Genomic DNA, 11,292 nt, shown 5'->3' on the forward strand with positions numbered 1-11,292 from the left:
GTTTGGCGGTGCATGGCGCCGAAGTCATCTCGTTTTAGCCCCGGACGACACCCCACCCCGTCCCCGCCCCCGGCCGCGTACGCAGCCGGGCTCGGCTAAATCCAGTCTCGCCGGCGTTTGAGGCGCGGGGGTCTGGGGGCTGGCCCCCAGGACGCGGTCCGCAGGTGCGCGACCTGCGTTGGGACGGGGGTCTGGGGCGGAGCCCCAGGGAACGGAGGAAGGGCGGGGCGGGGAGCTTCGCCCGCGCAGCGGGGGGTCGGCCCCGGGTCGGCGGGGTCAGGCGGTGTGGAGGGTGCGGAGCGCGCGGGTGGCGATTTCGCGGCCGATGGGGAGGGAAGCCGTCGCCGCAGGCGAGGGGGCGTTCAGGACGTGCACCGTCCGCGGCGCCTCGCGGATGAGGAAGTCGTCGACCAGGGTCCCGTCGCGGAGGACGGCCTGCGCCCGGACCCCGGCCGCGGCGGGGGTGAGGTCCGCCTCCGTGACCCCCGGCAGGAGGCGGCGCACGGCCTCCGTGAAGGCCGCCTTCGACAGGGAGCGGTGGATCTCGCCCGCCCCGTACCGCCAGTGCCGCCCGGCCATCCGCCAGGATCCCGGCCAGGCCAGCTCGGTGGCGAGGTCGCGCGGCCGGACCGTGCTCCAGCGGTAGCCCTCGCGGGCCAGCGCCGGGACGGCGTTCGGGCCGACGTGGACCCCGCCGCCGATGCCCCGCGTGAGGTGGACCCCGAGGAAGGGGAACGCCGGGTCGGGCACCGGGTAGACCAGGCCCCGGACCAGGCCCGGGCGGGCCAGGTCGTGGTACTCGCCCCGGAAGGGGACGATCCGCATGCCCGGGTCGTCACCGGCGAGGCGGGCGATCCGGTCGCACTGGAGGCCCGCGCAGTTCACCAGCACCCGGGCCCGGACGACCTGACCGGCCGTGGTGCGTACCGCGACCGCGGACGGGCGCCGCGAGATCAGGTCCACCTCGGCGTCGTAGACGATCTCCGCCCCGGAGGACTCGGCGAGCTGCGCGGCCACCTGGCCGTAGTCCACGATCCCGGTGGTGCCCACGTGGATCGCGGCCAGGCCGCTGATCTCCGGCTCGTACTCGGCGATCTGCGCCGGCCCCAGCTCGCGCACCGGGATGCCGTTCTCCCGGCCGCGCTGGACCAGGGAGTGCAGCCGGGGCAGCTCGGAGCGGTCCGTGGCGACGATCAGCTTGCCCGTCACCTCGTGCGCGATGTCGTGCTCCGCGCAGAACTTCACCATCTCGGCGGCCCCGCGCACCGCGAAGCGCGCCTTGAGGGAGCCGGGGCGGTAGTAGATGCCGCTGTGGATGACCCCGCTGTTGCGGCCCGTCTGGTGCCGGGCGGGCCCGGACTCCTTCTCCAGGACGGTCACGCGGGTCCCGGGCGCCAGGCTCGACAGGGCATGCGCCGTCGACAGGCCGACGATCCCGCCACCGATCACCAGCACATCGCAGTCCACACCGCCGCCCACGCTGACACCTCCCACCCCTGCATCTTGCACCCCGCCACCGACAATAGGGGCTACGCGGGAGTCACCAGCAGCGGCCGGGCCCGTTCGCGCAGCTCGGCGACGCGCGGCTCGTCCCCGTACGGCTCCAGGCGGTGCAGCAGGTCCCGTACGTACTCGGTGGTGCGGGCGGAGGAGATGCGGCCGGCGACCTCCACGGCCCGGGTGCCCGCGGCGCAGGCCGCGTCGAGGTTGCCCGACTCCAGCTCGGCGACCGCGCTCACCACCAGGCGCAGGCCGTGCGAGCGCACGTACTCCTCCGTCGGGCGGGACAGGGCCTGCTCGGTGAAGCGGCGGACCTGTCGGGGGAGTTTGAGGTCCCGGTAGCATTCCGCGGCATCCGCCGCGAAACGGTCGTACGAGTAGAAACCCAGCCAGGTCGGGTCGGAATCCCCCTCGCGGGAGCGCTCCAGCCAGCCCTCGGCCGCGCGCAGCGCCGAACCCGCCGCCGCCGAGTCCCCCGCCTTCGCGTGCGCCCGGGCCTCCACCAGGCGGAAGAAGCTCATGGTGCGGGCGGTGGCCAGGCCCCGGTTGCGTTCGACGGCCGCCTGGGCGAGGTCCACCCCCTCGTCCGGGAAGTCCCGGTAGGTCGCCTGGAGCGACATGGAGGCCAGCACGTACCCGCCGAGCGGCACGTCGGCGGCCGCGCGGGCCAGTCGCAGCGCCTGGATGTAGTACCGCTGGGCCGCCTCCTGCTGGCCGGTGTCGAAGGCCATCCACCCGGCGAGGCGGGTCAGCTCCGCGGTCGCCCCGAAGAGGGCCCGGCCGACCTCGTCCGTGTAGGAGCCGAGCAGCAGCGGCGCGGCGTCCACCCGCAGGCACTCCGGGACCATCGACGAACGCCAGTCCCCGCCGCCGTACTTGGAGTCCCAGCGGCGCGCATCCTCCGCCGCCTCGCGCAGCTTGGTCACGTCGCTGTGGCCGACGCGCTGCGGGGAGGCGTCCGGGAGCGCCGCCGCGGGCACGGCGACGGGCGCCGGGGCCGCGGTTTCGGTTCCGGGGCGGGCGGGCACAACGCCCTGCGCGGGGGTTTCCGGAGTGCGCCGGGGCGCGGCGACGGAGGTGGCGCGCACCGGAGCCGCCGTACGCACACCACCGCCCGCGGGGGCGGGCGGTCCGGGGTCGGCGGCGGGGCCCGGCTCGCGGGCCACCGAACTGTCCGCGGGCGATATCAGCCACCGCGAGGCCGGCGTCGCGTACGCCGACACCGAGAAGGAACCGGCGAGCGACTGCCAGATCCCGCCACCGCCGCGCCGGCCCGCGAGGTCCAGCCGGTAGAGGTCGGTGGCCGACCGCACGGCCGCGCCGACGTCACGCGGGAAGGCCAGCCCGACCTCGGGCGCCGGGTCGGCGTCCGCCAGCCCGATCTCGTGCAGCGGCACCGGACGCCCCAGCTTCGCGCCGATCGCGGCGGCGATCAGATGCGGGGCCGCGCCCTGCGGCACCATCCCCTTCGACACCCACCGCGCGACCGAGGTCTTGTCGTACCGGAGCGTCAGGCCGCGCTGCGCTCCGAGGTCGTTGACGCGCCGGGCCAGTCCCGCGTTGCTGATGCCCGCCAGGGCGAGGACGGCGCCGAGCTTCTCGTTGGGCTCGCGGAGCTCCCTGGACATGCGCCACCCCTCGTCACACGCGGAACGCAGACGCCGCCGGGGCATAGGCGCCCGGCATTTCGTAAACCCAGCGTAGTTCCCCGCCTCCCAAGCGTTAAGGCCCCGAGTTCCGTATGGCGAGATTGTTGTCCGTGCGCACAGTCCGCCGGGGCCCGCTCCCCGGGGCGCACGCCTCGGATCGTGCTCCGGCCGTGTGGCCGTGCGCCCGGCCGTGCGCTCTGGCCGCACCCCGGGCCCGGCGATTCGATGTGCCGTGCGTGGGTCGGCCCGCCGGGTGGATCCGGCAGGCCGGGGGATGCCGCTGCCTCAATCCCCGCGGGTGGCGGAACGGTCCGGGGGGTGCGATCAGGCCTCCCGGACCGCGCCCCACGGCCTCCCGCCGGCCCCCGCGCGAAGACGCGTGCGAGCGCCCAGTACGGCCGAAGAATGGCCGAAACCGACCTATGGGGCGGTGGGAACGGAACGCCAAATACCGTGTGGCCGAGGCGTGTTCGTTTGCATGTGCGCCCCCCGAAGCCGCTCTCGCACGCCCGTCTCGTGGCAGCATGGACCCCGAGCCACCGGGGTCCCGCCGGCCGCGCCCTCAGCGCCGACCACATCGTCCGTGCCGCCCGTTGCCCCGGTCATGTGCCCACGGGCTGGGGGAGGCGGCGGTGCGCTGGTTGGTCGGGTGGAGCAGTATCGCCGCGAGCTTCGGCACGGCCGGACGCGTCCCACCGCCGGCCGCCGGGACCGCGTACGACGCCCCCCTGCACGGCGGCATCGCCGACGCCGCCCACGCCGACGATCCCGCAGGCCAGGACGCCGAACGCACCGTCCACCCGGTCGGCGCCCAGCTCCTGTGGGGCGACCCCGACCCCCTCTGGGCCGTCGGCGACTGGCGCCCCGACGAGATCCGCACCGTCACCGCCGACCCCGCCGACCCCTTCACCCGGCTCGCCGTCCTCGGCTGCTGCGGCGCCGGCGACGAGGAGCTGCGCCGCGCCCTGTACGCCGCCCGCGGCGGCGCCCTGCGCCACCTCACCGAGTGGCCCGGCAACTACACCGCCGTCGTCCAGACCGGCCGGCGCATCACCGTCCTCGGCGACCTCGCCGGCGCCCGCCCCGTCTTCTACACCCCCTGGGCGGGCGGCACCGCGTACGCCACCGCCGCCCTCCCCCTCGCCGACCTCATCGGCGCACAGCTCGACATCGGCCACCTCGCCGCCCTGCTCGCCTGCCCCGACAGCCCCGAGGCCCTGGGCGACGGCACCCCCTACGTCGGCGTGCGCCGCATCCCGCCCGGACACACCCTGATCCTGCGCGAGGGCTCCCGCGAGATCACCGGGTACGAGCCCGTGGCCTCCCTCGCCGTCGCCGCGCCGGAGGCCGACCCGGCGGGGGCGGTCGAGGGCGTGCGGGAAGCGTTGACGGCCGCGGTGCGCGCCCGGCTCACAGCCCCCCGGCATGCTCCCGACACCCTCCTCCCCGACCCCGGACCCGTGCCCGGAATGGGCCCCGCCGACCGCCGCGCCGCCCGCGGCGCCCCCGCCCCCGGCGTCGGCGCCGACCTCTCCGGCGGCACCGCCTCCGCCACCCTCGCCCTCCTCGCCGCCGGCCTCCCCGGCGCCCCCGGCACCCTCCCCGGCTCCGGCTCGCGCCTCCTCGCCGTCACCTTCAACGACCTCGCCACCCCGCGCGGCCGCGAAGCCGAGCTGGAGCGCGCCCACGCCCTCGCCGCCGACCCCCGCCTCCACCACGTCGTCGTGGCCGCCGCCGACGAAGCCCTCCCGTACGCCGACCTCGACGGCCCCCTCACCGACGAACCCGGCCCCTGCCTCGTCAGCGCCGCCCGCGACCGGCGCCGCCTCGCCGCCGGCTCCGCCGACCACTTCACCGGCCACGGCGCCCGCCAGGTCCTCGACGCCCACCCCGCCCGCATGGCCGACCTCCTGCTCGACCGCCGGCGCCGCCACCTGCTGCGCCCCGTCGCCGCCCTCGCCCGCTCCGCCCCCGAAGGACCCCTGCTCGTCCCCTTCTCCGTCTACTCCGCCGCCCGCCGCCTCGCCCGCACGCCCTACCGCACCGGCATCGAAGCCGCCGCCGCCCGGCTGCGCGAGGGCGGCGTCGCCACCGCCGTCTCCGGGCCCGTCGACGCCTCCCTGGCGGCCCTGACCTGGTCCCGCCCCGGCCCGGCGGCGGGCTGGCTCACCGGCGAAGCCCTGGCGGAAGTATCGATCCGCCTGCGCGCCGCCGCCGGACGCCCCCCGCTCTCCCTGCGGCCCGGCGAGGCCCGCGCCCGCGCCCTGCTGGCCCGCCACGCCGCCGACCACCGGGTCTTCGAACAGGCCGTCGAGGTCCGCAGCCAGCGCCTGCACGCCCCGTTCCTCGACAACCAGGTCGTACGGGCCGCCCGCGCCCTCCCGGAATCCCTGCGGGTGCAGCCCGGGGCCCGCGCCGAGATCCTGCGCAGCGTGCTGGCCTCCGCCGGGGTACGGGAGCTCCCGCCCGGCTGGGGCGTCACCGCCCCCGGCCCCAACGAGACCGCCGTGCGCCTCGGGCTGCGCGCCGCCCTCACCTCCCTGCTGGCCCTCTTCCACGCACCGCTGCTGGCCGACGCCGGGCTCGTCGAGGCCCGCGTGGTGCGCCAGGCCCTGACCGACGCCGCCGACGGGCGGCCCGTACCGCTCGACGGGCTGGCGGAACTCGTCTCGATGGAACTGTGGCTCCGCCGCCTGATGTCCCGCCGGGGCACCTGCTGGACGGGCACCTCGACCCCGCGCCGCCGAGCGGTCCCACCCCTCCCGGCCCCGCTGCCGAGGCTCACCCCGCCGGCACGGCCGTCACTGCCGCGCCCGGCGGGGCGGTAGCCCTAACGCCGCAGGCCGCGCAGGCCGCGGGGGGTGCCGATGCCGCTCGCGCGGTCGTATCCGGGGATCGCGGCGTACGGGCCGGCGATGCCGGTGACGATGTCGTGGAAGGCGACCGGGTGGGCGTACGGGTAGGTGTTGGGGCGGTCGTCCGGGCCGGGTCGGCCGGCGAGGGCGTACATCCCGGCCACCAGCGGGGAGGAGAGGCTGGTGCCGCCGACGACCTGCCAGCCGACGGTGGGGTTGCCGGGGGTCGAGACGTACGCGGCCATACCGGAATCGGGAGACGCCACCGCCGAGATGTCGGGCGTGGAGCGGTTGGCGCAGGGAGCGAACCCCTGCTGGAAGGCGGGCAGGGGCTCGTACGGGGAGCAGCCGCCGCCCGTGCCGGACCAGGCGCTCTCCTTCCAGCCGCGCAGGCTGAACGCCCGGGTCAGCTCGGTGCCGCCCACCGAGGTGACGTAGGGGGAGACGGACGGGTAGACCGGCACGCCCCCGACGTCGCCCGAGGCGAACGTGTAGACGAGGCCGGGGCGGAAGTGGGAGTCGAGATTGCCCTCGGCCGCCTGCTCGGCGATGGCCCAGCTGCCGTTCACACCCGTCACCCCCGGCAGGAAGCTCGCCACGTCGACGGCGGGCATGAGGGAGCTGACGATGAACGCCGTGGGAGCCTCCACGAGGGTGATCCCGCACCCCGGGCAGGTGGCGCTGACCGCCTGCATGTCCAGCCCGGCCTCAAGGGCCCAGATCGGGTCCACGGTGCCCGGCTTGGTGCCGGTCGAGTACACCTTCCGGAAGCACCCGTTGGCCGTGGTGCAGGGCGGCAGGTGGAACTGGCGCCGGTAGACGGCCAGGTCCTGTTCCGCCTCGGGGTAGTCGTTCGCGACGACGACGGCGATCCTGCGCCCGGCCCCGCCGAAGGGCGGCAGCCCGTAGGCGCTCCGGATGTCCTGCGGCGACAGGCCCTCCGGCTGCTGCCCGGGCAGGAGGGACGGCCGCGCCGGCAGGTCCGTACGGACCATCGACAGGCAGAACGCCTTGCCGGGGACGTTCCGTTCCGGGCAGACCCGACGGGACGTCGGACCGCCCGGACCGGGCTGCGCCACAGCGGCCGCGGAACCGGCGGCCAGACCGGCGAGGGCCACCGCAGCGGCCACCAGAGAGCTGATCAGACGCCTGCGCATGGCGCTCCTTCGGGACGGGGGAGGGGACGGCCGTCACTGTCCTCGCCCCCGCGCCCCCCGCACCGACCGACACGCCTCCCCCCGGCCAGGCGGCCGCCCACGTTCCCTCCGGTGGCGGTGCGAGCCCCGAACCCCGTACGTGCGCTCAAGCGCCGCGCGGGCTACATATAGCCCCGCCGGCGTTTGAGGCGCGGGGGTCCGGGGGCGGAGCCCCCTGGGGGCACCTCCCAGCGGTAGCTGGGGGAGGAACGGGCGGAGGGTGGGGCGGGGAGAAAACCCCCCGCAGCACAGCGCAGCGACCCGGCAGAATGACCAGGTGCGCTACCTCATCCTCGGCCCCACCGAGGCCCACGACGAGACGACCGGCGCCCCCCGCACCCCCGGCGGCGCCCGCCTGCGCGCACTCCTCACCGCCCTCGCCCTCCGCGCCGGCACCCCGGCGCCGGCCCCCGTCGCCGACCTGGTCGACGAGGTCTGGGGCGACGACCCGCCCCAGGACGCCCCCGCCGCCCTCCAGGCCCTCGTCGCCCGCCTGCGCCGCACCCTCGGCTCCCGCGACAGCATCCGTACCGAGCCCGCCGGCGGCTACCGCCTCGCCGCCGCCCCCGAGGACGTCGACCTCCACCGCTTCACCCGCCTCGCCGCCCTCGGCGCCGCACAGCTGACCACCGACCCCGCCACCGCCGCCACCACCCTCCGCGAAGCCCTCGCCCTCTGGCGCGGCCCCGCCCTCACCGACCTCCCCGAGCCCGCCCGCACCACCCGCGCCGCCGCCCCCGAGGCCCGCCGCACCGCCGCCCTGCGCGACCGCGTCGAAGCCGACCTCCGCAGCGGCGCCACCACCCCGGCCGCGCTCCTCCCGGAGCTCGACGCACTGATCCGCGAGCACCCGTACGACGAACCGCTGCGCGCCCTCCAGCTGCGCGCCCTCGCCGCCGCGGGCCGCCCCGCCGACGCCCTCGCCGCCTACGAACGCACCCGCCGCGACCTCGCCGAAGGCCTCGGCGCCGACCCCGGCCCGCAGCTGCGCGCCCTCCACGCCGAACTCCTGCGGCCCCCGCCGCCCCCGCCCGCGCCGCCCCGCGGCAACCTCCGCCCCCGCCTGACCTCCTTCGTCGGCCGCGAACCCGAACTCGCCGCCCTCGCCGACGACCTGGCACGCGTCCGCCTCGTCACCCTCACCGGCCCCGGCGGCTCCGGCAAGACCCGCCTCGCCGAGCACGCGGCCGCCGCCCAGCCCGAATCCGGCTGGCTCGTCGAACTCGCCCGCCTCGACCACCCCGCCGCCGTCCCCGGCGCGGTCCTCAGCGCCCTCGGCCTGCGCGAGAACAGCCTCGTCGCCCGCGAGAAGACCCCCGCCGACGACGACCCCACCACCCTCCTCGTCGAACACTGCGCACACCGCCGCCTGCTCCTCGTCCTGGACAACTGCGAGCACGTGATCGGCGCCGCCGCCGAACTCGCCGAGAAGCTCCTCACCCACTGCCCCGGCCTCCGGATCCTGGCCACCAGCCGCGAACCCCTCGGCGTACCGGGCGAGTTCCTGCGCTCCCTCGAACCCCTCCCGCCCGGCCCCGCGCACCGCCTGTTCACCGACCGCGCCACCGCCGCCCGCCCCGGCTTCCGCCCCGACGAGGACCCGGACGCCGTCGCCGAGATCTGCACCCGCCTCGACGGACTGCCCCTCGCCATCGAACTGGCCGCCGCCCGCCTGCGCCTCCTCACCCCCCGCCAGATCGCCGACCGCCTCGACGACCGCTTCCGCCTCCTGACCGGCGGCGCCCGCACCCTCCTGCCCCGCCAGCAGACCCTGCGCGCCGTCGTCGACTGGTCCTGGGACCTCCTCGACACCGCCGAACGCACCGTCCTCGCCCGCATGTCCGCCTTCGCCGGCGGCTGCGACCTGGACGCCGCCGAAGCCGTCTGCGGCCACGGCGGCCTCGACGTCGCCGACACCCTCGGCGCCCTCGTCGACAAGTCCCTCGTCACCGCCGTCCCCGACCCCGACGGCATGCGCTACCGCCTGCTGGAGACCATCCGCGAGTACGCCGCCGAACGCCTGGCCGCCTCCGCCGACGAGGCCCGCGCCACCGCCCGCCGCCACACCGCCCACTACCTGGCCTTCGCCGAACGCGCCGAACCGCTGCTGCGCTCCGCCGACCAGCTCCCCTGGATCCGGCGCGTCGAGACCGAACTCGACAACCTCCGCTCCGTCCTCCACACCACCACCGACCGGGACCCGGACCTGGAGGCCGCCCAGCGGCTGGTGACCGCCCTCGCCTGGTTCCTGTGGCTGCGCAACTACCGTGCCGAAGGCGCCGAGTGGGCCGGCCGGGTCCTCGCCGCCACCCCGGACGACGCCCCCCAGGGCTCACCCGCGTACTGGTACGCCATGCGCCTGCAGGTCCTGCACATGTTCCTGCTCACCGAGAGCAAGGGCGCCGCCGGCTTCCGCACGCCCGAGTTCGCCGCCGTCGCCACCCGCATCAGGGAGGTCTTCCGCGAGGGCTCCCCGGAGACCACCCGCTTCCCCGGCATGCTCTGGCCCGCGACGGCCTTCCTCACCGGCGACGCCGCCGGCTTCCACCCCGACCTCGCCCGGTCCGTGGAGAACTGCCGCCGCCACGCCGGCGACTGGGAACTCGGCGTCACCCTCCTGATGCGCGCCCACTCCGCCATCGACATGACCGGAGGCCTCGACACCGTCGACGCCGACCTCGCCGAACTCCACGACATCGCCCGCCGCAGCGGCGACCGCTGGATCCGCGCCCAGGTGGCCAGCGCCGCAGGGGAGGCCGCCCTCTCCCGCGGCCAGTACGACACCGCCCGCACCGAGTACGAGGAGTGCCTGCGCCTCGCCCGCGAGGTCGGCGCCCAGATCGAGGCCCCCTTCGCCCTCGCCCGCATCGCCGAGGCCGCCTACTGCTCCGGGGACTACGACACCGCCGAACGGCTCCTCGCCGAAGCCGACCGCGAGGCCGACCGGCACGGCGGGGTGTACGACGTGAGCTCCTTCGCCCGGCTCCTGTCCGCGATGCTCGCCCTGCGCCGGGGCGACGACGAGCGGGCCCGCACCGAGTGCGCCCGCTCCCGCGCCGAGGCGGCACAGATCAACCCGCCCCCGCAGCTCGCCGCCGGGCTGGACGTCGTCGAAGCCGCCCTCGCCGCCCGCGAGCAGGGGCCGCAGGCGGGCCTCGCCCGGATCGGACCCGCCCTCGCGGAGGCGGTGGCCGCCCACTGCGCCGAACGCGTCCTGGCCTGCCTCGCCGAGGCCGCGGCCCTGTTCCTGGCCGGCGTGGACCGTCCGGCGGCGAGCGTACGGGTCCTCGCGGCCGCCGGCACCTGGCGGGCGGGCCAGCCCCGTTCGGTGCCGGAGCAGGCCGTCCTGGAGGGGCTCCCGGCCCGCACCCTCGCCGCCCTCGGGGCGGACGCCCAGGCCCGCGCGGAAGCCGAGGGCCGCGGCCTGACCCCCGCCGAGGTCGTCGCCGAGATCACCCGGCACGCCCCGCTCAGCGGCAGCTGATCACCGCGTCGGCCCAGCTCGCCAGCGTCGGCAGGCTCCCCTGCCCGGCCTGCTCCACCACCAGCCGCAGCGTCGAGCGCCCGGTGAGCGGCACCTCGACGGCCGCCGGGGCGTCCGCGTAGCCGAGCGCGCCCGAACGCCACAGCCGCTGCCCGTCGGCGTAGACGGAGAACCGCACCGTCCCGTCGGTCAGCAGCGACAGCCCGTCCACCCCGGCCCGCGCCGAGAAGGAGGTGCACTGCCGGTTGAGGGTGATCTCCACCGAGGAGCGGGAGTTGACGGTGATCCCCTGCCCGAACCGCTGCCCGCCGGCCACCAGCCCCCATCGCTGCCACACCCAGCTGCTGTTCCAGGTGTCCACCTCGGGACCGGTGTGCCCGCCGAAGGCCGAGTGTTCCAGCCGGGCCAGCGGGAACGCCCGGGCGGGCTGCGGCGACGGCGTGGGCTTCGGCCGGGACGGCGAAGGCGAAGGCGACGGCTTCGGCGGCCGGGACGCGGACGGGGTCACCGGCGCCGGGACGGACACCGTCGGCGACGCGGGCCGCGGCGCCGACGCGGACGGCGCCGCGGTGCGCGCGGGCGGTACGGGACCCCCCGCCGCCGGGGCC

The 11,292-nt window shown here is 76.9% G+C and carries 6 protein-coding genes and 1 pseudogene; 3 read left to right on the top strand and 4 right to left on the bottom strand.

All coding sequences use genetic code 11. The features are described from left to right. Positions 1–276 precede the first annotated feature (276 nt). Positions 277–1,509 carry an L-2-hydroxyglutarate oxidase gene (lhgO, locus tag ACFVXK_RS32835; RefSeq protein WP_389619061.1) on the bottom strand — a complete coding sequence of 411 codons (1,233 nt, stop codon included), beginning with the start codon at positions 1,507–1,509 and terminating at the stop codon, positions 277–279. A gap of 20 nt (positions 1,510–1,529) precedes the next feature. Beyond that, positions 1,530–3,128, bottom strand: coding sequence for a sporulation protein (locus tag ACFVXK_RS32840; RefSeq protein WP_389619064.1), 1,599 nt, complete (start codon positions 3,126–3,128; stop codon positions 1,530–1,532). Positions 3,129–3,781: 653 nt separating this feature from the next. Here ACFVXK_RS32840 and ACFVXK_RS32845 point away from each other — a divergent pair. Next, positions 3,782–5,977 (top strand): asparagine synthase-related protein, encoded by a 2,196-nt coding sequence (locus ACFVXK_RS32845; RefSeq protein WP_389619067.1) that lies wholly within the window; start codon positions 3,782–3,784, stop codon positions 5,975–5,977. A 2-nt stretch (positions 5,978–5,979) separates the two neighbouring features. Here the strand turns inward: ACFVXK_RS32845 and ACFVXK_RS32850 are convergent, their stop codons facing one another. Further along, positions 5,980–7,161, bottom strand: coding sequence for a peptidase S8 (locus ACFVXK_RS32850; protein ID WP_389619070.1), 1,182 nt, complete (start codon positions 7,159–7,161; stop codon positions 5,980–5,982). 316 nt (positions 7,162–7,477) lie between these two features. Here ACFVXK_RS32850 and ACFVXK_RS32855 point away from each other — a divergent pair, with 316 nt between their 5' ends. Further along, positions 7,478–10,684, top strand: coding sequence for a BTAD domain-containing putative transcriptional regulator (locus tag ACFVXK_RS32855; protein ID WP_389619073.1), 3,207 nt, complete (start codon positions 7,478–7,480; stop codon positions 10,682–10,684). Here the strand turns inward: ACFVXK_RS32855 and ACFVXK_RS32860 are convergent. Continuing rightward, positions 10,671–11,045, bottom strand: coding sequence for an NPCBM/NEW2 domain-containing protein (locus ACFVXK_RS32860; RefSeq protein ID WP_389619076.1), 375 nt, complete (start codon positions 11,043–11,045; stop codon positions 10,671–10,673). The two genes, ACFVXK_RS32855 and ACFVXK_RS32860, sit on opposite strands and share 14 nt — an antisense overlap. On the opposite strand from ACFVXK_RS32860, the pseudogene ACFVXK_RS32865 reads away from it, so the two are divergent. Then, positions 11,038–11,292: pseudogene (locus ACFVXK_RS32865) on the top strand (hypothetical protein); the annotation flags it as partial. The gene ACFVXK_RS32860 and the pseudogene ACFVXK_RS32865 sit on opposite strands and share 8 nt — an antisense overlap.

Origin of the sequence: Streptomyces sp. NPDC058157, assembly GCF_042884105.1 — a bacterium.
GTDB lineage: Bacteria > Actinomycetota > Actinomycetes > Streptomycetales > Streptomycetaceae > Streptomyces.